Here is a 24538-nt window from a genome sequence, read left to right as displayed (position 1 = left end):
TTGCCGTGCATGCGGACATCGCCGCAGGTCCCCGCCCATCCCCCCGGTCCGGACCACTCGCTCGCGGTGATCCGGACGGGCACAGGTATAGTCCACTTCCGCTCACGTGAGCAAGATCATGCACACGGATGGCGGCCAGCTTTTCCGAGTTGAGACCTGGCCGTCATCTGCGCCGGCCGCCGGACAAGCGGAAGGGCCGTACCCCCTTTTCGGGGATACGGCCCTTCGGCGCCGGTCCGGAGCCGGACCGCGGTGGTACTCAGCCGCGGATCAGGTTGCGGAGCACGTACTGCATGATGCCGCCGTTGCGGTAGTAGTCCGCCTCACCCGGCGTGTCGATGCGGACGACCGCGTCGAACTCCACGCCCGTGTCGGTGGACACCTTGACGGTGCGCGGGGTGGTGCCGTTGTTCAGCTCCTCCACACCGGTGAAGGAGAAGGTCTCCTCGCCGGTGAGGCCCAGGGAGGCCGCGGTGGCGCCCTCGGGGAACTGCAGGGGCAGGACGCCCATGCCGATCAGGTTGGAGCGGTGGATGCGCTCGTAGGACTCGGCGATGACGGCCTTGACGCCGAGCAGCGCGGTGCCCTTGGCCGCCCAGTCGCGGGAGGAGCCGGAGCCGTACTCCTTGCCCGCCAGGATGACCAGCGGGATGCCGGCGGCCTGGTAGTTCTGGGAGGCGTCGTAGATGAAGGAGACCGGCGCGCCCTCGACCGTGAAGTCGCGGGTGAAGCCGCCTTCGGTGCCCGGCGCGATCTGGTTGCGCAGGCGGATGTTGGCGAAGGTACCGCGGATCATGACCTCGTGGTTGCCGCGGCGGGAACCGTACGAGTTGAAGTCGCGGCGCTCGACGCCGTGCTCCGTGAGGTACTTGCCGGCCGGGGTGTCGGCCTTGATCGCACCGGCCGGGGAGATGTGGTCGGTGGTGACCGAGTCGCCCAGCTTCGCCAGCACGCGGGCGCCGGCGATGTCGGGGACCGGGGTGGTCTCCATGGTCATGCCCTCGAAGTACGGGGGCTTGCGGACGTAGGTGGACTGCGGGTCCCATTCGAACGTGTTGCCGGTCGGGATCGACAGCGCCTGCCACTGGGCGTCGCCCGCGAAGACGTCCTGGTAGGACTTGTTGAACATGTCCTCGCCGATGGCGTTCGCCACGACGTCGTTGACCTCGGCCTCGGAGGGCCAGATGTCCTGGAGGAAGACCGGGTTGCCCTCGGTGTCGGTGCCGATGGCGTCCTGCGTGATGTCCACCTTCATGGAGCCCGCGATGGCGTACGCGACGACCAGCGGCGGGGAGGCCAGGTAGTTCATCTTGACGTCGGGGTTGATCCGGCCCTCGAAGTTGCGGTTGCCGGAGAGCACCGAGGTGACCGCGAGGTCGTGCTCGTTGATCGCCTTCGAGATCTCCTCGTCCAGCGGACCGGAGTTGCCGATGCAGGTGGTGCAGCCGTACCCGACGAGGTTGAAGCCCATCTTGTCGAGGTACGGGGTCAGGCCGGCCTTGTCGAAGTAGTCGGTGACGACCTTCGAGCCCGGGGCCAGGGTGGTCTTGACCCACGGCTTGCGGGTCAGGCCCTTCTCGACGGCCTTCTTGGCCACGAGCGCCGCGGCGACCATGACGTAGGGGTTCGAGGTGTTGGTGCAGGAGGTGATCGCGGCGACGGTGACGGCGCCGTGGTCGATCTCGAAGGACGAGCCGTCGGCCAGGGTGACCAGGGTGGGCTTGGACGGGGCGCCGTTCGGGTGGTTCGCCGGGGCGTCGGAGGCCGGGAAGGAGTCCTTGCCCGCCTCGTCCACGTCGTCGACGTAGTTGCGCACGTCCTGCGCGAACTGCTGGGAGGCGTTGGCGAGGACGATGCGGTCCTGCGGGCGCTTCGGGCCGGCGATGGAGGGGACGACCGTGGAGAGGTCGAGCTCCAGCTTCTCGGAGAAGTCCGGCTCGGCGGCCGGGTCCAGCCACAGGCCCTGCTCCTTGGCGTACGCCTCGACGAGCGCGACCTGCTGGGCGTCGCGGCCGGTCAGGCGCAGGTACTTCAGGGTCTCGTCGTCGATCGGGAAGATCGCGGCGGTGGAGCCGAACTCCGGCGACATGTTGCCGATGGTGGCGCGGTTCGCGAGGGAGGTGGCGGAGACGCCCTCACCGTAGAACTCGACGAACTTGCCGACGACGCCGTGCTTGCGCAGCATCTCGGTGATGGTGAGCACGAGGTCGGTGGCGGTGGTGCCGGTGGGCAGCTCGCCGGTCAGCTTGAAGCCCACGACGCGCGGGATCAGCATGGAGACCGGCTGGCCGAGCATCGCGGCCTCGGCCTCGATGCCGCCGACGCCCCAGCCCAGCACGCCGAGGCCGTTGACCATGGTGGTGTGCGAGTCGGTGCCGACGAGGGTGTCGGGGTACGCCTGGCCGCCCCGGACCATGACCGTGCGGGCCAGGTGCTCGATGTTGACCTGGTGGACGATGCCGGTGCCCGGGGGGACGACCTTGAACTCGTCGAAGGCGGTCTGGCCCCAGCGCAGGAACTGGTAGCGCTCCTTGTTGCGGCCGTACTCCAGCTCCACGTTCTGGGCGAACGCGTCGTTGGTGCCGAACTTGTCGGCGATGACCGAGTGGTCGATGACCAGCTCGGCCGGGGCCAGCGGGTTGATCTTGGACGGGTCGCCGCCGAGGGCCTTCACGGCCTCGCGCATCGTGGCGAGGTCCACGACGCAGGGGACGCCGGTGAAGTCCTGCATGATCACGCGAGCCGGCGTGAACTGGATCTCCTCGCTGGGCTGGGCCTGCGAGTCCCAGTTGCCGAGCGACCGGATGTGGTCGGCGGTGATGTTCGCGCCGTCCTCGGTACGGAGCAGGTTCTCCAGCAGCACCTTCAGGCTGTAGGGCAGGCGGGCCGAGCCCTCAACCTTGTCCAGCCGGAAGATCTCGTACGACTCGTCGCCCACCTGCAGCGTGCTGCGGGCGTCGAAGCTGTTCGCCGACACGACAGTCTCCTTCATGCATGAATTTCGCGCGTATGACCGCATCCTGCCGCCAAGCCCCTCGGCCAATCCGCTAAGGTCAGGCTAAGTTAGGTAACCCTTACCAGCGGGGGCGGCTGCGGTACGCCTTCGGCAGATATCTCGATGTCGAGATAACTCTAGTACATGACCGGGGGCAGAGACGAGGCACGCACCCGCAGGGATGCGGGGACGGTGTGCCGACCCGGCCATTCCGCATGCCCCGATTCGATCAGCGTGACCAGGGCGGACACCGCCACCTCGGCGATCCGTTCGGGGCGGAGGGTGACGGTGGTCACGGGAGGCCCCGTCGCCGCGCACGCGGGGTCCTCGCTCGCGCAGACCAGGAACAGGCCCCCAGGGGGGTACGGATCCGTGCCGCGCGGCGGCGGCCGGCACCCGATGCCGGACGCGCTGGTCGGGCGGCACGAGCCGGAGCTCTGCCGGGCCCTGGCCGACGGCGGGAAGCCGCCGCAGCGGATCGTGCCCGCGGTCCGGCTGGACGCCGCGCAGGCGAAAGACCCGGCGGGCGCGCTGGAGTACGCGCGCGGCCTGCGGCGGGAGTTCGGGGGGGCGCGCGGACTGCGCTTCGGGATGGTCAAGGTGTTCCTGGACGGGGTGGGCGAGGACCCGGCCCAGACGGCCGCGCCGCTGGAGCCGTACCTGGACGGCGAGGGCAGGCCGACGGAGAACCGCGGCGAGCTCTCCACCTCGGCGGCCGACCACGGCCTGCTGACCGCGGCCTTCAACCGGTCCGGGAGGAGCCTGCCCCGGCGGCCTCCCGGTAGCCCGCCGGGGCAGGCCGCCGGGCGCTCGGATGCCGACCGACCCAAGGTACAAGTAGGGCAGACAATCACAAATGGCATCACCCGTCCGGCGGCCCCACTATGGGAGCTGACGGTCGGTAACACCCGTTCGGCCTACCCCGCGCGATCAACATCTCATATCTGAGATACGGTTCAGGCATGGCAGACGACTACCTCGTACGCATCGGCAAGCTCATCCGTGACGCCCGGCAGCACCGGGGCTGGACACAGAGTCAGCTCGCCGACGCACTCGGCACCAGCCAGAGCGCCGTGAACCGGATCGAGCGCGGCAACCAGAACATCAGCCTTGAGATGATCGCCCGTATCGGCGAGGCGCTCGACAGCGAGATCGTCTCTCTGGGCTACGCCGGTCCGATGCACCTGCGCGTCGTCGGCGGCCGCCGGCTCTCCGGTGCCATCGATGTCAAGACGAGCAAGAACGCCTGTGTCGCCCTGCTGTGCGCCTCGTTGCTCAACAAGGGCCGTACGGTGCTGCGGCGCGTCGCCCGCATCGAGGAGGTCTACCGGCTCCTCGAGGTCCTCGGCTCCATCGGTGTCCGCACCCGCTGGATCAACGACGGCGTGGACCTGGAGCTGATCCCGCCGGCCCGCCTCGACATGGAGTCCATGGACGCGGACGCCGCCCGCCGGACCCGGAGCATCATCATGTTCCTGGGCCCCCTGCTGCACCGCATGGACCAGTTCCGCCTCCCGTACGCGGGCGGCTGCGACCTCGGCACCCGCACCATCGAGCCGCACATGATCGCCCTGCGCCGCTTCGGCCTGGACATCACCGCGACCGAGGGCATCTACCACGCGCGGGTCGCGACCGGCGTCTCCCCCGACCGCCCGATCGTGCTGACCGAACGCGGGGACACGGTCACCGAGAACGCCCTCCTGGCCGCGGCCCGGCACGACGGTGTCACGGTCATCCGCAACGCCTCCTCCAACTACATGGTCCAGGACCTGTGCTTCTTCCTGGAGGCACTGGGCGTCAAGGTCGAGGGCATCGGCACCACGACCCTGACCGTCCACGGCATCCCCAACATCGACGTGGACGTGGACTACTGCCCGTCCGAGGACCCGGTCGAGGCGATGAGCCTGCTCGCCGCCGCGGTGGTCACGGAGTCGGAGCTGACCATCCGCCGGGTCCCGATCGAGTTCATGGAGATCGAGCTCGCGGTCCTGGAGGAGATGGGCCTGGACCACGACCGCTCGGCGGAGTACAGCGCCGACAACGGCCGCACCCGCCTGGTCGACCTCACGGTCCGCCCGTCGAAGCTCGAAGCCCCGATCGACAAGATCCACCCGATGCCGTTCCCCGGGCTGAACATCGACAACGTCCCGTTCTTCGCGGCCATCGCCGCCGTGGCGCAGGGCCAGACCCTGATCCACGACTGGGTCTACGACAACCGCGCCATCTACCTGACCGACCTCAACCGCCTCGGCGGCCGCCTGCAACTCCTGGACCCCCACCGCGTCCTGGTCGAGGGCCCGACCCGCTGGCGCGCGGCGGAAATGATGTGCCCCCCGGCCCTGCGCCCGGCGGTGGTGGTCCTCCTCGCGATGATGGCGGCGGAGGGCACCTCGGTCCTGCGCAACGTCTACGTCATCAACCGCGGCTACGAGGAACTGGCCGAACGCCTCAACTCGGTGGGCGCCCAGATCGAGATCTTCCGCGACATCTGACCGCACCGCCGCCCCCGCGCGGGCGACGCCCGAGGGCCCCTTCACCGCTCCCCGCAGAGCTGAAGGGGCCCTTCCGTCTGCGGCGACATCATCATTTCGCCTCACTTTTCCCACTTGCCCGTACGATCTTCAACTTTCTCTGTAATCTCTCCAGCCCACCCCCCTGGCATCACTCGCACCCTGCCCCGCAGTCTCGATCCTCGCGATCCTGGAGAGCCGTGTACCCGCCGCCGCACCCCTACCCACCCATGCCCTCGCCCGCCCGACGCTGGTGGCACCATCCAGCGGTCGTCATCACCGCTCTCGTCCTCATACCGCCGGCCGGCATAGCCCTGGCCTGGAAGGGCCGTTGGAGCAAGGGCAAGAAGATCGTCGCCACGGTTGTCGCTGGGCTGTGGTTCCTCACCCCCTTCCTCGGCGACCCGCCGAAGAAGGCCGAGGCCGACGCGAAGCCCCAGGCGGCCACCCCCGCGCCGAGTTCCAGCCCGAGTCCCTCGGAACCTCCCGGCTTCGTCGGCCAGAACCTGAAGGCGGCCAAGGCCGCGGCCTCCTCGGCCGGGTACGACACGATCTCCCACGATGCCACCGACACCGACGCCGGCCAATGGGACGACGACAACTGGAAGGTGTGCTTCCAGGCCGCGGCGGCCAAACCGATCGGCAAGCTGCCGACGCTCGACTTCGGTGTCGTGCGCAACGAGGTCCCGTGCCCCGCCAAGGACGGCGACCCGATCCCCTACCCGAAGATGCCGAAGGTCATCGGCCTGACCTTCGCGAAGGCGTCCGAGACGCTGGGGCCGATCGGGCTCCAGAAGATCGAGCCGCTGAGCGCGTACACCGACGTCACCCTCCCCACGGGCGTGGACGACTGGGCCGTCTGCTTCCAGGAGCCCGAGGAGGGCAAGGAGGTCCGGAGCCCGAAGTCCACCACCGCCGGGCTGTCCCTCACCGCACCCGGCACGCCCTGCCCCGCCGGCAAGAACACGGAGCTGCACCCGGACCCGACTCCGCCGCCGAGCCGCGACGACGATTCCGGCACCACCACCTCCACCGGTGGATCGTCCACCGGCGGTTCCTCCACCGGCGGTTCCTCCACCGGCGGTTCGTCCTCCGGCTCCGGCGGGACTTCCACGGGCGGCGGGGGCAGCGTCTCCTACAAGAACTGCACTGCCGTCCGCGCGGCCGGAGCCGCCCCGATCCGGCGCGGCGACCCCGGCTACGGCAAACACCTCGACCGCGACGGCGACGGCGTGGCCTGCGAGTGACGAAGGCCGTGGCCGCCGCCCCGGGGATCGCCCGGTCTCCTCATCGTCGCATTTCGGCCCTTGTGGCCGGGAACCTCGCCCATACCGGCCGATGACCGGCAGAATCGGGGTTTCGGTACGGGAAAGAGGGGGGCTGTCATGGCAGTGGGGACGAGCACGGATGCCGGGGTGAAGGTGCCCGCTCTGGCGGGGGCGCCGGTGGTCGGGTCGCTGTTCGAGCTGAAGTCGGACTCGCTCGGCGCCTATCTCCGGGCCCGGCGCGAGCTCGGGGACGTCGTGCGGATCGTCGCCGGGCCGCCCGGGCTGCGGGCCGAGCTGTACTGCGTGTTCTCCCCGGCGGGGGCGCAGCAGGTGCTCGCCTCGGAGTCGGCAAACTTCCGCAAGGACAACCGCTTCTACCAGGAGATCCGGGACTCCTTCGGCAACGGGCTGCTGACCAGCCAGGACGAGGACTACCTGCGTCAGCGGCGGCTGGTCCAGCCGTTGTTCACGCGGCGCCGGGTGGACGGGTACGCGGGGGCCGTCGCCGCCGAGACCGAGGCGGTCCTCGCCGCCTGGGAGCAGGCTCCGGGCGGTGTGGTCGACGTGTCCGGGCAGATGATGCACCTGGCGCTGCGCGCCGTCTCCCGGATCCTGTTCGGGACCGACGTGGAGGCCACGGTCGACGTCGTGGACCGGTGCTTTCCGGTCATCACGGAGTACGTGCTGCGGCGCGGCTACTCCCCCGCCAACTTCCCGCGCAGCTGGCCGACCCCGGCCAACAGGCGGGCGGCCGCCGCGATGGACGAGCTGTACGCGGTCTGCGACAAGATCATCGGGGAGCGGCGGGGGCTTACCGGCCCCGCGGGCGGCTCCGGCGACGGCGACGGTACCGGTGGCTCCGGCTCCGGCTCCGGCTCCGGCTCCGGCTCCGGCTCCGGCTCCGGCGAGGATCTGCTCACGCTGCTCGCCGCCGCCGGGAGCTCGGACGACGCGGAGTTCGACGTCACCGAACTGCGCGACCAGGTGCTGATCTTCCTGCTCGCCGGGCACGAGACGACCGCCACCTCCCTCACCTTCGCCCTGCACCTGCTGGCCCGGCACCCCGAGGAGCAGGGCCGGGCTCGCGAGGAGATCGGCCGGGTCCTGGGCGGCCGTACGCCCGAGGCCGCCGACCTGGACCGGCTGCCGTACCTGACCCGGGTCCTGAAGGAGACGATGCGGCTCTACCCGGCCGCCCCGGTGATCGGCCGCAACGCCGTCGCCGCCACCGAGGTCGACGGGTACGCCGTCCCCGCCGGCGCGAACGTGATCCTGGCGCCGTGGGTGACGCACCGCCATCCGCTCCACTGGCCGGACCCCGACCGCTTCGACCCGGAGCGCTTCACCCCGGAGGCGGAGGCGGGCCGGCCGCGCTACGCCTGGTTCCCCTTCGGCGGCGGGCCGCGCGCGTGCATCGGGCAGCACTTCTCGATGCTGGAGTCGGTGATCGCGCTGGCGATGATCCTGCGGGCGTACGAGTTCGAGGCCGTGGACACCGAGATCCCCGTCAGCGCGGGCATCACCCTGCGGCCGGACGGTCCGGCACGCTGCCGGGTGCGCCGCCTGGAGTACTAGCAGTACGACTCGAGCGTGCCGCGGCGCCGGATGTCGAGCGTCGCGCAGTGGAACGAGCCGGCGAACGGCGCGTAGTGCAGCAGGTCGCAGGGGACCGGTTCGAAGCCCCAGCGTTCGAGTGCGCGCAGCATGCCGGTGTGGTGCCGTTCCGCGATCACCCGGTGTTCGTCGAGCATCAGCACGTTCATGCTGAGCCACTTGCCGCACATCGAGGTGATCCTGAGCAGGCGCTCGTCGATCCGGTCGGGTTCGGGGGCGACCAGGACGTCCCACGAGCTCAGGACCTCGGGCAGGCGGTCGACATCGACGTAGTCGGGGTTGACCAGCACCTTGCCGGGGGCCAGCGGGACGAACGTGGTGTCGATGTGCATCGGCGTGCGGCAGCGGCTCTCGATCTCGTGGATGCGGTAGCCGGACCCGAGGTGGCGGCGCAGCCAGTCGATGCCCATGCGGTTGGTGACGTTGCTCCGCGTCACGAACAGGTCGCGTCCCGCGCGGACGAAGTCCGCCGCGTCGAAGACCGGTTCGAACTCGGTGAGGATGTAGCGCATGGGCTCACCGGCCGCCGGGATGCGGAACTCCGCGTCGAACAGCTCGTCGGTCAGCTGCGGTTTGGGGGCCGCCGTCCAGCGCGCGCCGCGCCGGAAGTAGTCCTTGAGGATCGTGCGGTAGGCGTGGGTCTCGAAGTACCGGCACGGCCACGCCATCGGGGTCTCGATGATCTCGTCGCCGATGACGAGCATGCTGTCGCGCGGGCAGGTGTTGGAGAACCCGCGCGAGGTCCAGTCGGGCGTGCCGAAGCGCTGTCCGTGGTCGAGCGTGTCCGGGCGCCTGACCGTGACGCCGAGGCTCTGGAGGAGGGCGATGAACTGATCGAGTTCCTCCTGCGCCGGCCCGAGCAGTGCGCGTGGGTACTTCAAGCCGGCGGCGAGCCCCTGCAACCGCGCTCCCCACGGGGGGATGTTGCAGGTGACGACCGGGTGATGGGAGGGGATGGTCGCGCCCTCGAGGCGGCCGACGAGCACTTCCTCCAGGGGGTCCCACTCGTTGTGCGAGTTGACCGGCGATAGGAGCGGCTCCGGTTCCGCGACACGTTCCGCGGCAGGGTCCGCGAGCGGTTTCGAGAGGGGTTCCGCGGCCACGGCTACACCTTGGCCGGGGTGTGGTTGCCCTGCAGACGTTCGAGGTCAGAGGGCCGGACCTGGATGGCGAACAATGCGATCACCGCCCCTACGAGGGTGAACAGGGCGGCCACGACGAAGGCCGCGCTGATGCCTGAGGTCAGCACCTGGTCGCTCCAGGGCTTCGGGAACTGTCCGGTGCGCTCGAAGGAGGCCCGCTGGTCGGGGGTCGCCGTCCGCAGGAAGCCGGGCAGCTGGTCCTTGGCCTCGTTGCGGCTGGCCGTGCCGAAGACGGTCACCAGGATCGACAGTCCGAGCGAACCGCCGACCTGCTGCGTCGCGTTGAGCAGCCCGGACGCAGCGCCGGACTCCCGGTCCGGGACATTGGACAGGGCCATCAGCGTCAGCGAGACGAACTGCAGGCCCATGCCGAGGCCGAAGAGGAGCATCGGGCCGAGGATGCTGCCCAGGTAGGTCGAGTGGACGTCGGACAGCGTCAGCCAGCCCAGTCCGGCCGCGGAGCACAGCGCGCCCCCGACCATGAACGGCTTGGGACCGAACTTCGGCAGCAGTTGCGAGGCGAGGGCGGCGCCCACCGCGATCACCGCGCTCACCGGCAGGAAGGCGAGGCCCGCCCGCAGCGGGCTGAAGCCGAGCACGATCTGCACGAAGAGGGTCAGGAAGAAGAACATGCCGAAGATCGCGCAGGCGAGGAACAGCATGATCCCGTACGTCCCGGCCCGGTTGCGGTCGGCGAACATGTGCAGCGGGGTGATGGGCTGGGGCGATTGCCGCTCGTTGACGATGAAGAGGGTCAGCAGGACCACGGCGGCGCCGAAGGAGCCCAGCGTCCACGGGTCGCGCCAGCCGTCCTGGGCCGCGCGGATGAACCCGTACACCAGCGCGACCATGCCGAGCGTGGACAGCATCGCGCCCGCGAGGTCGAAGTGCCCCGGGTGGCGTTCGGACTCGCGGAGGACCTTCGCGGCCAGCAGCGCGATCAGCACGGCGATCGGGACGTTGACGAAGAGCACCCATCGCCAGTCGAGCCAGGTGACCAGCATGCCGCCCGCGAGCAGCCCGATCGCGCCGCCGCCGGCCGAGACCCCGGCGAACACGCCGAACGCCCGGTTGCGGGCGGGGCCTTCGCGGAAGGTGGTGGTGATCAGCGCGAGGGCGGTCGGGGAAGCGATGGCGCCGCCGACGCCCTGCAGGGCCCGGGCGGCCATCAACTGGCCGGCGTTCTGGGCGAATCCGCCGAGGAGGGAGGCCAGTCCGAAGAGCAGGATGCCGAAGATGAAGACCCGTTTGCGGCCGAGGATGTCACCGATGCGCCCGCCGAGCAGCAGCAGTCCGCCGAAGGTGAGGGTGTAGGCGTTGACCACCCAGGAGAGGCTCTCGGTGGAGAAGTCGAGGGCGGTCTGGATGTGCGGCAGGGCGATGTTCACGATGGTGATGTCGAGGACCACCATCAGCTGGCAGGAAGCGATGACGAACAGGGCGAGTCGGTTCCCGCTCCCTCGGACCTTGCCGTCGGTCCCGGTGCTGGTCGGCGTTGTGTTCGGGTCCACCCTGTCGACGCTAAGCCCGGACACGGGCGGTCACCACTCGACTGGCCTAGGCTATGTGATATTTCACATGTCACACTACGGTCATGGATGACTTCCTCCGGCTCTCCGCGAGCACCGCCCGGTACACGTACGGCGCCCCGCGCGCCTTCGCCTTCGGGGACGACGGGCGGCTGCTCTGGTTCCTCCGGTCCACCGGCCCCACCGACCCCTTCGAGAGCCTCTGGGTCCTCGACACGGCCACCGGCACCGAGTCCTGCCGTGCCGACCCCCGCGAACTGTGCCCCGTACCCGGAGAGGTCCCCCTCGCCGAGCGCCGCCTGCGCGAGCGGATCCGCCTCGTCGCCGCCGGCATCGGCTCGTACGCGCTCTCCGGCGACGGCCGCAGCGCCGTCTTCGCGCTCTACGGACGGCTGTACGAGGTCGCCGCCGAGGGGACCGGCCGGCCCGAGCCCGTCCCGGCCGCCGGACCCGCCCTGGACCCCCGCCCCAACGCCGACGGCTCGCGCACCGCGTACGTCAGCGCCGACGCCCTGTACGTCACCCCCGGCGGCCGGGTCAGCCCCGACGACGGGGCCCGCTGGGGCCTCGCCGAGTTCGCGGCCGCCGAGGAGCTGAGCCGGGCCCGAGGCCACTGGTGGTCCCCGGACGGGGTCACCCTGCTGGCGGCGCGGGTCGTCGAATCCGCCCTCCAGCGCCGGTACTTCACCGACCCCGCGCGCCCGGAGCTCCCGGCCGAGGACTTCGCCTACCCCGAGGCGGGCGGCCCCAACGCCGACGTCCAGCTGTGGGTGCTGGGCCCGGACGGGGAGCGGATACGGCTCGACTGGGACGCCGGGACCTACCCGTACGTCTCCGACGCGGGCTGGGAGTCGCCCCGCGAGATCCTGCTGACGGTCCAGGACCGGCTCCAGCGCAACGTCCTGCTGCTCTCCGCCGACCCGGCCACCGGCCGCACCCGGGAGCTGTCCCGCACCACGCACCCGCAGTGGGTGGACCCCCTCCCCGGCACCCCCGCCCGGCTCCCCGACGGACGGCTGCTCACCTCCGCCGACACCCCGGCCGGCGCCGCCCGCGCCCTCGCCGTCGACGGCGCGCTGATCACGGGCGACGGGGTCCAGGTCCGCCGCGTGGCCGGGATCCACGAGGGCCGGCTGCTGGTCGAGGCCGGGCTGCGCGACCCCGCGGAGCAGCAGGTGCTGCTGCTCGACCCCGCGACCGGGGAGCAGACCCCGCTCGCCGACGGGCCCGGGGTGCACAGCGTCCAGGCCGGGGCCGGGACGCTGCTGCTGACCTCCGCCGACGCCGACGGGTACCGGCGCCTCGTACGGACCGCTGACGGGCGGGAGTTCGTCCCCGCCGACCTGTCCCAGCCCCTGCCGTACCGGGTGGCGCCGGTCCTGGAGCGGGTCACCGAGCACGGCGTGCCGACCTCCCTGGTGCTCCCCCGCGACCACGTACCCGGGCGGCGGCTGCCGGTCCTGATGGACAGCTACGGCGGCCCCGGCTTCCAGGACGTCTCCGCCGAGCCGCGCCGCTGGCAGGCCCGGCAGTGGTGGGCCGACCAGGGCTTCGCCGTGGTGACGGTCGACAACCGCGGCACCCCGTACGTCTCCCCCGCCTTCACGCACGCCATGTACCGCGGGTTCTCCGAGGTCACCCTGGAGGACCAGGTCGCGGCCCTCCAGGCCCTCGGCGCCCGCCACCGCGACCTCGACCTCGGCCGGGTCGGCGTCCGCGGCTGGTCCTACGGCGGCTACCTGTCGGCCCTGGCCGTGCTGCGCCGCCCGGACGTCTTCCACGCGGCGGCCGCCGGGGCCGCGCCGACCGACTTCCGGCACTACGACACGGCGTACACCGAGCGCTATTTGGGCCTGCCCCAGGACGAACCGGAGGCCTACGACAGGGACTCGCTCCTGCCCGACGCCCCGAAGCTGACCCGCCCGCTCCTCCTGGTCACGGGCCTGGCCGACGACAACGTCCACCCCTCCCACACCCTGCGCCTGTCCCAGGCCCTCACGAACGCGAGCCGCCCGCACCACCTGCTGGCCCTGCCGGGCGTCACGCACATGACGCCGGGTGGGACGAGGGAGAAGGTGATGGCTCTGGAGCTGGAGTTCTTCCGCCGCGAACTGGCCTGACCTCGCGCCGAGGGGCCCCGGATACGCCCTGTTTCCGGGGCCGTGAACCGTTCGCGACTACGCCACTAGGCTGCCCCCATGACGATTCGCGCTGTGGTTTTCGATGTCGGCGAATGCCTCGTGGACGAGACGCGGGAGTACGGCACGTGGGCTGACTGGCTCGGCGTTCCGCGTCACACCTTCGCCGCGATGTTCGGTGCCGTCATCGCCCAAGGCCGCGACTACCGCGAGGTGTTCCAGGAGTTCCAACCCGGCTTCGACCTGTACGAACAGCGGGAGGCACGCGCGACGGCCGGCCAGCCGGAGCATTTCGACGAGTCCGACCTGTACGCCGACGTCCGGCCGACGCTCGCCAAGCTCCGTGCCGACGGACTGTGGCTCGGCATCGCGGGGAATCAGACCGTGCGCGCTGGCGGTATTCTGCGCGGCCTCTTCAACGGCGACGTGGACCTGATCGGGACGTCGGACGATTGGGGCGCCAGCAAGCCCGACCCGGAGTTCTTCGTCCGCGTGGCCGCCGTGGTGCCCTTCGCCCCAGAGGAGATCCTTTACGTGGGTGACCGCGTGGACAACGACCTCCGCCCAGGCGCACAGGCCGGGATGCTCACCGCCCTCGTCCACCGCGGCCCGTGGGCCACGATTCAGTGGAACTCCCAGGAGGCCCGGACGCTGCCGACGTTCCGCGTCGAGAGCCTCGCGGAGCTGCCGGGACGAATCTCGGAGTTCAATTCGCCAGAGCGCTGACTACCGCGCCCCATCCGTACAGCCGGTCGTCGAGGTCACGGACGCACTGCTCGTGCTGCCACGGGACCAGTGCGCGCCGCACCTCACGGACCCGCTCCAGGCCTGTGGCGTACCAGTGCGATTCCAGGAGTTCCAGGGCACGCAATGCGTACGCGGCGGCTGCCTCCGGAGCGCGGGCCGCGGCCTCGACTGCGGCCAGGTCGCCGAACACCACGGTGCGCTGCTTGTCGGCGTCCGCGGGGAGCTCCTCGAGTACGTGGAGCAGGGTCTCCCGGGCTTGCGGCAGGTGCCCGGCCCGCAGCTGCGTGTTCCCCTTGAACGCCTGGAGCCTGACCGGGCTGAACCAGTCCATCCATTCGGGGTTCGGGTGCACGCCGCCCACCGCCAAGAGGTCTTCGCCGTGCGCGATGAGATTCATCGCGCTCCTGGTGTTGCCGCAGCGGGTCTCACACTCGGCCTCGACGGCGTCGAGCCAAGCCAGGAACTCGGCGGAGGCCGGGCCGCGCCGGGCGTAGGTGCGCGCCGCCACCATGCGCTCCGCTGCGGCCGGCTGGTTCCCGGCCCAACCGGGGATGAACGCCATGTGGGCAAGGGTGGCCACTCCGAGCAGCGCGTCATCTGCCTCGCCGGCGGCCTGAAGGGCGCGCACCCACGTGTCCCCCGCCCGATCGGGCTCGCGGAGGTCGAAGAAATCGGCGGCCTGGAGGGGACCTGCGATGAATGAGCGGTACGCGTACGTGCCGCATCGGCTGCTGCGGCGTCGGGTGCGCGACGTGGCGTCCGGTGTCGAGGGCGAGCTGATGGCCGTGGTGAACGAGAACGTGTCCGCCACCGGGATCGAGCATTGGGTGGAACTCGCCTACATCCGCGGCCCCTCCGGCCGGGAGTTCTCGACCGCCGTCGGCAACATCGAGCCCGTGTGAGGGGGCCCCGGAGACGCCGTTGTCTCCGGGGCCCTCTTCCTTCCCGTGATCCCCGTCAGTCACCCGGGAAGTGACAGGCCACCTCGCGGGAGGCGGCGAGCTGCAGCAAGGGCCGCTGCGTGCGGCAGAGCTGCTGGGCCTTCGGGCAGCGGGGGTGGAAGGTGCAGCCCGGGGGCGGGGCGGCCGGGCTCGGGGGGTCGCCGAGGAGGACGATCCGCTCGCGCCGGCGTTCCGCCGCCGGGTCGGGGAGGGGGACCGCCGACAGCAGGGCCCGGGTGTAGGGGTGCTGGGGGTTCTCGTAGAGGAGGTGCTTGGCTCCGATCTCGACGATCCTGCCGAGGTACATGACGGCGACCCGGTCGCTGACCCGTTTGACGACGGACAGGTCGTGCGCGATGAACACGTAGGCCAGGCCCAGTTCGGTGCGCAGGCGTTCCATCAGGTTGACGATCTGCGCCTGCACGGAGACGTCGAGCGCGGAGACCGGCTCGTCGGCGATGACGAGGCGGGGGCTGGTGGCCAGGGAGCGGGCGATGCCGATGCGCTGGGCCTGGCCGCCGGAGAACTCGTGCGGATAGCGGTCGATGTGCTCGGGGATCAGGCCAACCAGGTCCATCAGCTCGGCCGCGCGGCGGCGGGCGTCGGCCGCGCTCCAGCCCTGGACGAGGAGCGGGTCGGAGATGACGCGGGCGACGGTCTGGCGGGGGTTGAGCGAGGAGTGCGGGTCCTGGAAGACCATCTGGATGTTCCTGCGCAGGGGCCGCAGGGCCCCCTGCGACAGCCTGCTGATGTCCTTGCCCTCGAAGGTGACGCTGCCGGAGGTGGGCTCCAGGAGGCGTACGAGCATCCTGCCCGTGGTGGACTTCCCGCAGCCCGACTCCCCGACCAGGCCGAGGGTCTGACCGGCCGCGAGGTCGAAGGAGACGCCGTCCACGGCGCGCACGGGCGCCCCCCGGCGCCCGGTCGCGGACCGCTTCCCGGGGAAGGTCATGGTGAGGTCGCGTACGGACAGGAGCGGATCGGTGGTGGTCATCGGGCCGCCTCCTCGACGGTACGGGCGCCGGCGAAGTGGCAGGCCACCGTCCGCCCCGGCGCGTCCCCGTACGCCTCCAGTCCGGGGCGTACGGCGGTGCAGCGCTCGGCGGCGCGCGGGCAGCGCGGGGCGAAGGCGCAGCCGGGGGCCGGGGCGAGCAGGGAGGGCGGGGAGCCGGGGATGAAGGGCAGCGGTTCGCCGTCGGGCGCGTCGAGGCGGGGCAGCGAGTCGAGCAGGCCCCGGGTGTAGGGGTGCGCGGGCTCGGCGAACAGGTCGTCCACCGGTGCCTGTTCGGCGGCCCGGCCGCCGTACATGACCAGCACCTCGTGGGCGACGCGGGCGACCACCCCCAGGTCGTGGGTGATCATCACGACGCCGAGGCCGCGCTCCTGCTGGAGGCGGGCGATCAGCTCCAGGATCTGGGCCTGCACGGTGACGTCGAGGGCGGTGGTGGGTTCGTCGGCGATCAGCAGGTCGGGCTCGCAGGCCAGGGCCATGGCGATCATCGCGCGCTGGCGCATGCCGCCCGAGAACTGGTGCGGGTATTCCCCCGCCCGGCGGGCCGGTTCCGGGATGCCGACCTCGCCGAGCATGTCGACGGCCCGTTTGCGCGCGGCGGCCCGCCCGGCCTTGAAGTGCACCCGGACGTGCTCGGCGATCTGCTCGCCGACCGTGTAGTAGGGGTGGAGGCTGGACAGCGGGTCCTGGAAGATCATCGCCATCCTGCGGCCGCGGAGGGCGGCCAGCCGGCGTTCGGGCAGGCCGGTCAGCTCCCGTCCGGCCAGGGCCACGGAGCCGGTGACCTCGGCCGCGCCCCGGTGCAGGCCCATGACGGCCAGCGAGGTGACGGACTTGCCGGAGCCGGATTCGCCGACGATGCCGAGGGTGCGGCCCGCCTCGACGGTGAAGCCGAGCGAGTCGACGGCCCGTACGGTGCCGCGCGGGGTGGTGAAGGTGACGCCCAGATCGCGTACTTCGAGGAGCGGGGCGGTCGTCGCGGCGGTCATCAGTACCTCACCCTCGGGTCGACGACGGCGTACAGGAGGTCGACGACGAGGTTGGCGACGACGATGAAGAAGGCGGCGAGCAGGGTGACCCCGAGGACCACGGGCTGGTCCGAGCTGACCAGCGCCCCGTAGAACAGCCGCCCGATGCCGGGGAGTCCGAAGATGGACTCGGTGATCACGGCTCCGGCGAGCAGTCCGCCGAGGTCCATGCCGAAGATGGTGAGGATGGGGGTCATCCCGGAGCGCAGTCCGTGTTTGACGACGACGGTGCGTTCGGGCATGCCCTTGGCGCGGGCCGTACGGATGTACGGCTCGGCCATCGCCTCGATCATCGAACCCCGGCTCTGGCGTGCGTACATGGCGGCGTAGAGCAGGGCGAGGGCGATCCAGGGCAGGAGGAGGTTGGCGGCCCAGCCGAGCGGGCTGTCGGTGAAGGCCTGGTAGGTGGGGTAGGGCAGCAGGCCGGCGATGCGGATGACCCCGTAGATGAGCATCACGGAGGTGAAGTAGACGGGCAGGGAGGCGGCGGCGACCGCGCCGACCATCAGGGCCTTGTCGGTGGCGGTGTCCTTGCGCAGGGCGGCGGTGACCCCGGCGCCGAGGCCGAGGACGAGCCAGAGCGCGGCGGCGCCGACGGCGAGGGAGGCGGACACCGGGAGCCGGTCCATGAGCAGGTCCCAGACCGGCAGGGAGTTCTCGTACGAGTAGCCGAGGCACGGGAAGTCGCACTGGACGGCGTACTGGCCGGTGCCGAGGGTGCGGCCGGTGAAGATGCCGGTCAGGAAGTCGGCGAACTGCCGCCACAGGGGCTGGTCGAGACCCAGGTAGGCCCGCACGTCGGCGAGGCGCTCGGCGCTGCAGGTCTTGCCGCAGGCGGCCGCGGCCGGGTCGGCGGGCAGGACGTGGAAGATGAGGAAGGTGACGGCGGCGATGGCGAGGAGCACACCGGACAGGGCGAGGAGCCGGCGGGCGAGGTAGAGGATCAACTGCGGCCGCCCCTCGGGTCGAGGATGTCGCGCAGGGCGTCGCCGAGCAGGGTGAAGGCGAGCACGGCGAGGAAGAGGAAGACGCTGGGGATGACGAAGTACATGGGGTCGGTCTCGTAGAAGGCGACGGACTCGGCGATCATCTGGCCCCAGGAGGGGGTGGGCGGGCGGACGCCCACGCCGAGGTAGCTGAGCGCGGCCTCGGTGCTGATCATGCCGGGGATGAGCAGGGTGGTGTAGGCGATGACGGGGCCCGAGACACCGGGGAGGATGTCGCGGGTCAGGATCCGCCAGGAGCTCGACCCGCCGACGCGGGCGGCGTCCACGTACTCGCGGTGCTTGAGGGAGAGGGTCTGGCCGCGGACGACGCGGGCGACGCCGGGCCAGCCGAAGACCCCGATGACGGCGGTCATGAGGACGATCCGGTTGACGTCCTTGGCCACGGACAGCATCGCGATCATGAAGATGAGGGACGGGAAGGACATGGTCAGGTCCATCAGCCGGGACAGCACCGTGTCGGTGCGGCCGCCGAAGTAGCCGGCGGCGATCCCGGCGGCGGTGCCCGCGAGGACCACGATGGCGGTGGCCGTGAACGCGATGAGCAGGGAGACCTGGGCGCCGTGGACCACGCGGGCGAACAGGTCGCGGCCGGTGACGGGTTCGACGCCGAGCCAGTGATCGGCGCTGATCCCGCCGAAGGAGCCCAGCGGCAGGCCGCCGAGGTAGGGGTCGATGGCGGTCTTGTCGAACTCCTCCGGGGACCAGCCGCCGAGCGCGCCCAGCCAGGGGGCGGTGGCGGCCATCAGGACGAAGAGGAGGACGACGCCGAGGCTGACGCGGACGGCGGGGCGGCGGCCCAGTTCCCGCCGGGCGAGCTGCCAGGGGCTGCTGCCGGGCGCTGCCGCGGGCCGGACTGCGGCTGCGGCGGGGGCGGGGGCCGGGGTGGTGGCGGTCATGGGTCGGGGCTCCGAATTCCTCAGCCCTGGCTCTTCGAGGGGTCCTTGAGGCCGACCGTCGCGTAGTCGATGGTGCCGGTCCACACCGGGTGGCCGTAGGCGCCCGCGATGTTGGGGCCGACGAGCAGCGGCTTGCGCTCCAGCAGGATCGGCACGGAGGGGGACTTCTTCATGAGCTCGGCGTCCAGGTCGATCCAGGCCTGGTTGGCCTGCTTGGCGTCGGCCATGGCGTTGATCTCGTCGATGCGCTTCATCGTCGCCTCGTCGCGGAACTGGCTGTAGTTGCCCTGGTTGCCCTTGTCCTTGATGGTGCGGCCGTCGAAGACGAACGGGATCCAGGTGGAGCCGGAGGGGTAGTCGGGGCACCAGCCGGAGAGCGTCATGTCGGGGGTGGTGGAGAGGTCCCCGATGACGTCGTAGTAGGCGCCGGGGTCGACGGTGTCGACGACGACCTCGATGCCGGCCCGGGACAGGCCCTGCTGGATGGCCTCCGCCTTGCCCTTGTCCCCGGTGGAGACGGCCAGGGAGACCTTCAGCTTCTCCTTGCCCGCGGCCTTGAGCAGTTCCTTGGCCTTGGCCGGGTCGCCCGCGGGGGCGATCTTCAGGGTGTCGGCCTGCTTGCCGCCGGAGAGGGCCGGGGGCAGGTAGGCGGTGGCGGCCTCGTTGAGGGCCGGCCCGCCGCCCGCGGTGACCACGGCCTCCTTGTCGACGGCGTACTGCATGGCCTCGCGGACCTTGGGGTCGTCGAAGGGCGCCCGGGAGTTGTTCAGGTGGAGCATCTCGGTGCAGCCCTGGGACTCCGCGAGCAGCCGCGCCTTGACCTCCGGCTTGGGGAGCACCTTCGGCGCGCTCTCGGGCCGCATGTCGGAGTACTGGACGGCGGAGGCGTCCGCGCCCTCGCCGGCGATGATCCGGTCGTCGATCTGGCCGCCCTTGAGGCCCATGACGACCACGAACTTGTCCGGGTAGGCCTTGCGCACGGGATCGGTCTTGGCGTCCCAGTGCTCGTTGCGGACCAGGACCAGCTTCTTGTCGCGGTCGTACGACTCGATCTTGTACGGGCCGGAGGAAAACGGGCGGGCGTCGTACTGGGTGCCCTTCTCCTGGGACTGGGGGACGGGCGCGAAGGTGGGCAGGGTGGCGGTCGCGGAGAACTCGGCTACGGGTCGCTTGAGTTCGAAGACGATGGTGCGGTCGTCGGGGGTCTTCACCGAGTCGAGGTGCTTCCCCTGGAGCGGTCCCTTGTAGCCCTCGGTGCCGGCCAGGTACTGGGCGGCGTAGTCGGGGCCGCCGGTGAGGTCGGGGGCGAAGGAGCGCTCGACGTTGTACTTGATGTCCTGGGCCCGGACCGGCGAGCCGTCCTCGTACTTGACGCCCTCCTTGAGGGTGAAGGTCCAGGTGCGGCCGCCGTTGGAGGGGGTGCCCAGGTCGGTGGCGAGGTCGGGGACGAGCTCGCTGCCGGCCTTGCCCGGCTCGGCCTTGAAGGTGACGAGGGTGCGGTAGAGCAGCCGGGTCCCGAAGTCCATGGTCGGCATGACCCAGTTGCGGGCGGGGTCGAGGTGGGCGAAGTCCTGGTTGGACAGGATGGTGAGGGTGCCGCCCTTGACCGGGGTGCCGCCGAGGATCTTGCCGTCGTTGGCGGCCGCGGGGTTCTCGGCGGAGGCGCCGCCCTGGCCCTTCTTCCCGGTGTCGGAGCAGCCCGAGACGCCGAGTGCGAGAGCGGCCACCAGGGCGGTGGCGAGGGCGAGTTGGGTGCGCTTGGTCATGGGTCACTCCAGTGAAGGGCCGCGCTCTATGATGTGACCGGTAACATAGTAATGTGAAATTGCACTGACAAGAGGTTGAGCCCGACGTTATTCAGCCGTGTCCAAATCACCGGCGCCGAAAGCGAGTTGGGTCCGGACCAGATCGGTCCGGACCCTTGGCGGGAGCCTCGGGAGGCGCGGGGTCAGGCCCTGGCGGTACCCCCGAGGCCGCCCGGGGTGCGGCCCACCGGCTCGTCGCGGCCCTGCGCCCACAGGGAGCGGACGTGGCCGAGGTGGCGGACCATGCAGGCCTCGGCCGCCGCGGCGTCGCCGGAGATCATCAGGTCGAGCAGCTCGAGGTGCTCCTCCGCCGAGGACACCAGCTTGCCGGCCTCGTCCAGGCCGGTCAGCCCGTACAGCCGGGAGCGCTTGCGCAGGTCGCCGACCGTCTCGACGAGGCGGTCGTTGCCCGACAGGCCGAGCAGCGTGAGGTGGAAGCGGCGGTCCGCCTCCAGGTAGCCGATGAGGTTGTGCTCGCGCGCGCTGGTGACGATCTCCTCGGCGATGGGGCGCAGCTCCTCCAGCTGCTCGGCCGTGGCGATCTTCGTGATCCGGCCGATGGTCGGCACCTCGATCATCGTGCGCAGCTCGGTGTACTGGTCGAGGTCGCGCTCGCTGACCTCGGTGATCCGGAAGCCCTTGTTGCGGACCGGCTCGACCAGGCCCTCGCGGGCGAGGTCGAGCATCGCCTCGCGCACCGGCGTGGCCGACACGCCGAGTTCGGCCGCGAGGCCGGGCGCCGAGTAGACGCTTCCGGGGCGCAGCTCCCCCGCTATCAGGGCCGCTCGGAGGGCGTGGCCGACCTGGTCGCGGAGCCGTTCCTGGGCCTTGATGAGACTGTGCTGCTTCAGGTCACCCATTGCTTTTCCTCCGAGACGCCCGACACCCGACGGGCAGAGGAACAGCGTACAATGTCACGTTTCTCTGCTCGCCCCGGCGGCCTCGAACAGCGCGGCCGCCACGGCAAGATCCTCCCAGGCCATGCCCACACTCTTGAAGAGCTGTGGACAACCCGGCGCCCCGCCCGTCGGCATCCGGCCCGTGACGAGGTCGGCGAGGGTGCCCGTGATGTGGCCGGGCCCGATCGCGCCCTCCGCCTCCGGTACGAGCAGGTCCCCCGCCTCGCGCAGGGCGGCCGCCCGCGACTCCACGTACACCGCCGCGCGTCGCACGAGGGCGGTGTCCGTCTCCCGGGCCCCCGGCTCGTGCGAACCGACGGCGACGACCGTGGCCCCGGGGCCCACCAGCCGCCCGTCGAAGAGGGGCTCGCGGGCGGTGGTGCAGCAGATGACCAGATCGGCGCCGGCCACGTCCCCCGCGGTGCCGGTACGGGCGGCCGGGCCCAGGGTGCGGGCGTACGCGGCGAGTTCCCGCGCGGCCTCCGGCCGCCGGGCGACGACCACCACCTCCGCCGGCTCCCGCACCGCGAGGACCGCTTCCAGGTGCCCGTACGCCTGCGGCCCCGCACCGAAGAGCACCAGCCGCGCCGGCGGCCGCCCGGCCGCAAGCAGGTGGCGCAGCGCCAGGGCGGAGACCGCGGGCGTCCGCAGGGCGGTGAGGGCCGCCCCGTCGAGCAGGGCGAGCGGGCGCAGGGTGGGGCCGTCCAGCAGCAGGTAGGACCCGGTGATCCGGGGCAGTCCGCGGGCCGGGTTGCCCGGCTGGACCCCGGCGATCTTCACCCCGGCGTACGAGCCGGACGCGGCGGGCATCAGCAGCAGTTCGCCCCCGCCGGGTACGGCGAGCGCCGTGCGCCGGGGGCAGCTCTCCGGGTCGAGGCCGCCGCGCAGGGCGTCGGCCAGGGCGTCGGCGGCGGCCGCCGGGGTCAGGAGCCCCGCCAGGTCGGCGGCGCTGAACTGCGGGAGCCCGGGCCCGCTCACAGCAGGAACCCCGTCCCGAGGGGGTCGTACGGGTCCACCGTGAAGGCGTGTTCGCCGGTGCGGTATGCGGTGCCGGTGACCTCGGTGACTCCGCCGGGGAGCATCCGCCCGGTGAACACCGTGCCCGTCACCGACTCGTGCAGCAGGTCCTCGCCGGGTCCGAGCCGCCCGTCCTCCGCGAGCAGCGCGAGCCGCGCCGAGGTGCCGGAGCCGCAGGGCGAGCGGTCGGTCTGCCCGTCGGCGAAGACGGTGACGTTGCGCTGATGCGGCCCGAAGGGCGTGTCGGGGAGTTCCTCGTGCAGGATCACCCCGTACACCCCCGACAGCAGCGGGCCGCCGGGGTGCCAGGTGGCCGGGTGGGTGGCCAGCGCGGCCCGGATCTCCTGCCCGGCCCGCACCAGGGCGGGCAGCGCGGCCCGGGAGACGTCGAGGCCGAGGTCGCGGGCGGCGACCGAGGCGTAACAGGCCCCGGCGTGCGCGATGTCCACCTCCGCCATCCCGAGGGTGGTCGCCACCGGCACCTTGCGGGCGCTCACCCGGGCCGGGACGTTGCGGAAGGTGACGCCGGTGGTGCGGCCGCCGTCCCGGTGCACGGTGGCGGTGACCCGCCCCGACGGCACGTCGACGCGCACCTGGGCGTCCCCGTCATCCGGGGCCGCGACCCGGCCGGTCTCCACGGCCCAGACCCCGAGGGCCATGGTGCCGTGGCCGCAGGCGGTGGAGAAGCCGTCCTTGTGCCAGAACAGCACCCCGAAGTGGGCCCCGTCGTCGTCGGGCGGGACGACGAAGCCCCCGTACATCCCGGCGTGGCCGCGCGGCTCCTGGACGAGCATCCGCCGTACGTCGTCCAGGGCGCTGCGGCGCGGAGCGGTCGCGGAGCCTCCCGGGCCGATGGCGGTGGCGCAGCGCTCGGCGACGGTGTCGCCGGGGACGGGCGGGATCCCCGGGGCGGCGGCGTCGACGATCCGGAAGGGCTCGCCGGCGGTGTGGTAGTCCGTGGTGCGGACGGTGGTCACAAGAGGAAGCCTCCGGGGAAGGGGTCGGCCGGGTCGAGGAAGTACTGGGCGGTGCCCGTGATCCACGCCCGCCCGGTGACGGTCGGCACCACGGCGGGGTGTCCGCCGACGGTGGTCTCGCCGACGAGCCGGCCGGTGAACTCGCTGCCGATGAAGGACTCGTTGGCGAAGTCCGCGCCGAGCTCCAGGAGGCCTCGGGCGTGCAGCTGGGCCATGCGCGCGCTGGTGCCCGTACCGCACGGCGAGCGGTCGAACCAGCCGGGGTGGATGGCCATGGCGTGCCGGGAGCGGCGGGCGTCGGAGCCGGGGGCGGCGAGGTAGACGTGCTTGACCCCGGCGATGGAGGGGTCCTCGGGGTGGACGGGGCGGTCCGGGCCCGCGTTGACCGCGTCCATGATCGCGAGGCCGGCCGCGATCAGGTCGTCCTTGCGGGCGCGGTCGAAGGGCAGGCCGAGGTCGTCGAGTTCGACGAAGGCGTAGAAGTTGCCTCCGTAGGCGAGGTCGTAGGTGACCGTGCCGAAGCCGGGGACCTCGGCCTTCAGGTCGAGGCCGACGCAGAAGGACGGGACGTTGGTGAGGGTGACGGCGGTGGCCGCGCCGTCCTCCACGCGGACGTCGACGCCCACCAGTCCCGCCGGGGTGTCGAGCCGGACGGTGGTGACCGGTTCGACGACGGGCACCATTCCGGTCTCGACCAGGACGGTGGCGACCCCGATGGTGCCGTGCCCGCACATGGGCAGCAGGCCCGACACCTCGATGTAGAGCACGCCGAAGTCGGCGTCGGGGCGGGTGGGGGGCTGGAGGATGGCGCCGCTCATCGCGGAGTGCCCGCGCGGCTCGTACATGAGCAGGGTGCGGATGTGGTCCATGTGCTCGATGAAGTGGAGCCGCTTCTCGGCCATGGTGGCGCCGGGGATCACCCCGACTCCGCCGGTGATGACGCGGGTCGGCATGCCCTCGGTGTGCGAGTCCACCGCGTGGTACACGTGTCGCGTGCGCATGGGTACTCCCCG

General features: G+C 71.6%; 20 protein-coding genes and 1 pseudogene. 7 read left to right on the top strand and 14 right to left on the bottom strand.

From position 1 onward, the window contains the following. Positions 1 to 259: 259 nt before the first annotated feature. Positions 260 to 2977: an aconitate hydratase AcnA gene (acnA, locus tag BGK67_RS26535; RefSeq protein ID WP_069922430.1), complete on the bottom strand. Its 2718-nt coding sequence runs from the start codon at positions 2975 to 2977 to the stop codon at positions 260 to 262. A gap of 155 nt (positions 2978 to 3132) precedes the next feature. Continuing rightward, a complete protein-coding gene (locus tag BGK67_RS40200; RefSeq protein ID WP_244291312.1) occupies positions 3133 to 3291 on the bottom strand; it encodes a hypothetical protein in 159 nt (52 codons plus the stop codon). Between BGK67_RS40200 and BGK67_RS40195 the strand changes: the two genes are divergently transcribed. From BGK67_RS40195 to BGK67_RS26515, 4 genes are all read left to right on the top strand, one after another. Continuing rightward, the gene (locus BGK67_RS40195; protein ID WP_244291311.1) at positions 3284 to 3943 is read left to right on the top strand and encodes a hypothetical protein; all 660 of its coding nucleotides are present in this window, start codon (positions 3284 to 3286) and stop codon (positions 3941 to 3943) included. The genes BGK67_RS40200 and BGK67_RS40195 overlap by 8 nt on opposite strands. A 14-nt stretch (positions 3944 to 3957) precedes the next feature. Continuing rightward, positions 3958 to 5487, top strand: coding sequence for a helix-turn-helix domain-containing protein (locus tag BGK67_RS26525; protein WP_069922428.1), 1530 nt, complete (start codon positions 3958 to 3960; stop codon positions 5485 to 5487). A 248-nt stretch (positions 5488 to 5735) separates the two neighbouring features. Continuing rightward, the gene (locus BGK67_RS40190; protein ID WP_069922427.1) at positions 5736 to 6752 is read left to right on the top strand and encodes an excalibur calcium-binding domain-containing protein; all 1017 of its coding nucleotides are present in this window, start codon (positions 5736 to 5738) and stop codon (positions 6750 to 6752) included. A 138-nt stretch (positions 6753 to 6890) separates the two neighbouring features. Further along, positions 6891 to 8348: a cytochrome P450 gene (locus BGK67_RS26515; protein ID WP_069922426.1), complete on the top strand. Its 1458-nt coding sequence runs from the start codon at positions 6891 to 6893 to the stop codon at positions 8346 to 8348. Here the strand turns inward: BGK67_RS26515 and BGK67_RS26510 are convergent. Then, entirely contained in the window at positions 8345 to 9382 is a 1038-nt protein-coding gene (locus BGK67_RS26510; RefSeq protein ID WP_244291507.1) for an amidinotransferase, read from the bottom strand. The genes BGK67_RS26515 and BGK67_RS26510 overlap by 4 nt on opposite strands. 110 nt (positions 9383 to 9492) lie before the next feature. Next, the gene (locus BGK67_RS26505; protein ID WP_069922424.1) at positions 9493 to 11040 is read right to left on the bottom strand and encodes an MFS transporter; all 1548 of its coding nucleotides are present in this window, start codon (positions 11038 to 11040) and stop codon (positions 9493 to 9495) included. A gap of 83 nt (positions 11041 to 11123) precedes the next feature. On the opposite strand from BGK67_RS26505, the gene BGK67_RS40780 reads away from it, so the two are divergent. Together BGK67_RS40780 and BGK67_RS26495 are read left to right on the top strand one after the other, a co-directional pair. After that, positions 11124 to 13178, top strand: a complete 2055-nt coding sequence (locus tag BGK67_RS40780) for a S9 family peptidase (protein WP_069922423.1) — start codon at positions 11124 to 11126, stop codon at positions 13176 to 13178. Positions 13179 to 13256: 78 nt separating this feature from the next. Continuing rightward, positions 13257 to 13922, top strand: coding sequence for an HAD family hydrolase (locus BGK67_RS26495; protein WP_079154382.1), 666 nt, complete (start codon positions 13257 to 13259; stop codon positions 13920 to 13922). Here BGK67_RS26495 and BGK67_RS26490 read toward each other — a convergent pair. Then, positions 13903 to 14706, bottom strand: a pseudogene (locus BGK67_RS26490) (transcriptional regulator); the annotation flags it as partial. The gene BGK67_RS26495 and the pseudogene BGK67_RS26490 overlap by 20 nt on opposite strands. Here BGK67_RS26490 and BGK67_RS36590 point away from each other — a divergent pair. Continuing rightward, positions 14639 to 14845, top strand: a complete 207-nt coding sequence (locus BGK67_RS36590) for a hypothetical protein (protein WP_079154664.1) — start codon at positions 14639 to 14641, stop codon at positions 14843 to 14845. The pseudogene BGK67_RS26490 and the gene BGK67_RS36590 overlap by 68 nt on opposite strands. 55 nt (positions 14846 to 14900) lie before the next feature. Here the strand turns inward: BGK67_RS36590 and BGK67_RS26485 are convergent, their stop codons facing one another. The 9 genes from BGK67_RS26485 to BGK67_RS26445 form a co-directional block, all read right to left on the bottom strand. Next, on the bottom strand, positions 14901 to 15878 hold the full coding sequence (locus tag BGK67_RS26485) for an ABC transporter ATP-binding protein (RefSeq protein WP_069922421.1): 978 nt from the start codon (positions 15876 to 15878) through the stop codon (positions 14901 to 14903). Beyond that, positions 15875 to 16885 carry an ABC transporter ATP-binding protein gene (locus tag BGK67_RS26480; RefSeq protein ID WP_069922420.1) on the bottom strand — a complete coding sequence of 337 codons (1011 nt, stop codon included), beginning with the start codon at positions 16883 to 16885 and terminating at the stop codon, positions 15875 to 15877. The genes BGK67_RS26485 and BGK67_RS26480 overlap by 4 nt, the downstream gene beginning before the upstream one ends. Further along, positions 16885 to 17871, bottom strand: coding sequence for an ABC transporter permease (locus tag BGK67_RS26475; protein ID WP_069922419.1), 987 nt, complete (start codon positions 17869 to 17871; stop codon positions 16885 to 16887). Before BGK67_RS26475 ends, BGK67_RS26480 begins: the two co-directional genes overlap by 1 nt. Further along, positions 17868 to 18827: an ABC transporter permease gene (locus BGK67_RS26470; protein WP_069922418.1), complete on the bottom strand. Its 960-nt coding sequence runs from the start codon at positions 18825 to 18827 to the stop codon at positions 17868 to 17870. Before BGK67_RS26470 ends, BGK67_RS26475 begins: the two co-directional genes overlap by 4 nt. A 20-nt stretch (positions 18828 to 18847) precedes the next feature. Beyond that, positions 18848 to 20593 (bottom strand): ABC transporter substrate-binding protein, encoded by a 1746-nt coding sequence (locus tag BGK67_RS26465; protein WP_069922417.1) that lies wholly within the window; start codon positions 20591 to 20593, stop codon positions 18848 to 18850. 182 nt (positions 20594 to 20775) lie between these two features. Beyond that, positions 20776 to 21492: a GntR family transcriptional regulator gene (locus BGK67_RS26460; protein ID WP_069922416.1), complete on the bottom strand. Its 717-nt coding sequence runs from the start codon at positions 21490 to 21492 to the stop codon at positions 20776 to 20778. Positions 21493 to 21546: 54 nt separating this feature from the next. Next, positions 21547 to 22509, bottom strand: coding sequence for an ornithine cyclodeaminase family protein (locus BGK67_RS26455; protein WP_069922415.1), 963 nt, complete (start codon positions 22507 to 22509; stop codon positions 21547 to 21549). Further along, a complete protein-coding gene (locus tag BGK67_RS26450; RefSeq protein ID WP_069922414.1) occupies positions 22506 to 23525 on the bottom strand; it encodes a proline racemase family protein in 1020 nt (339 codons plus the stop codon). Before BGK67_RS26450 ends, BGK67_RS26455 begins: the two co-directional genes overlap by 4 nt. Then, entirely contained in the window at positions 23522 to 24526 is a 1005-nt protein-coding gene (locus BGK67_RS26445) for a proline racemase family protein (protein WP_069922413.1), read from the bottom strand. The genes BGK67_RS26450 and BGK67_RS26445 overlap by 4 nt, the downstream gene beginning before the upstream one ends. Positions 24527 to 24538 lie beyond the last annotated feature (12 nt).

It is taken from the genome of Streptomyces subrutilus, from assembly GCF_001746425.1.
GTDB lineage: Bacteria > Actinomycetota > Actinomycetes > Streptomycetales > Streptomycetaceae > Streptomyces > Streptomyces subrutilus_A.
This window is presented reverse-complemented; position numbering and strand designations above follow the sequence as displayed.

Coding starts and splice junctions, on each gene's coding strand:
- BGK67_RS26525 (WP_069922428.1), top strand. CDS start 3,958: ATGGCAGACGACTACCTCGTACGCATCGGCAAGCTCATCCGTGACGCC.
- BGK67_RS40190 (WP_069922427.1), top strand. CDS start 5,736: ATGCCCTCGCCCGCCCGACGCTGGTGGCACCATCCAGCGGTCGTCATC.
- BGK67_RS26515 (WP_069922426.1), top strand. CDS start 6,891: ATGGCAGTGGGGACGAGCACGGATGCCGGGGTGAAGGTGCCCGCTCTG.
- BGK67_RS40780 (WP_069922423.1), top strand. CDS start 11,124: ATGGATGACTTCCTCCGGCTCTCCGCGAGCACCGCCCGGTACACGTAC.
- BGK67_RS26495 (WP_079154382.1), top strand. CDS start 13,257: ATGACGATTCGCGCTGTGGTTTTCGATGTCGGCGAATGCCTCGTGGAC.
- BGK67_RS36590 (WP_079154664.1), top strand. CDS start 14,639: ATGAATGAGCGGTACGCGTACGTGCCGCATCGGCTGCTGCGGCGTCGG.
- BGK67_RS26485 (WP_069922421.1), bottom strand. CDS start 15,878: ATGACCACCACCGATCCGCTCCTGTCCGTACGCGACCTCACCATGACC.
- BGK67_RS26480 (WP_069922420.1), bottom strand. CDS start 16,885: ATGACCGCCGCGACGACCGCCCCGCTCCTCGAAGTACGCGATCTGGGC.
- BGK67_RS26470 (WP_069922418.1), bottom strand. CDS start 18,827: ATGACCGCCACCACCCCGGCCCCCGCCCCCGCCGCAGCCGCAGTCCGG.
- BGK67_RS26465 (WP_069922417.1), bottom strand. CDS start 20,593: ATGACCAAGCGCACCCAACTCGCCCTCGCCACCGCCCTGGTGGCCGCT.
- BGK67_RS26460 (WP_069922416.1), bottom strand. CDS start 21,492: ATGGGTGACCTGAAGCAGCACAGTCTCATCAAGGCCCAGGAACGGCTC.
- BGK67_RS26445 (WP_069922413.1), bottom strand. CDS start 24,526: ATGCGCACGCGACACGTGTACCACGCGGTGGACTCGCACACCGAGGGC.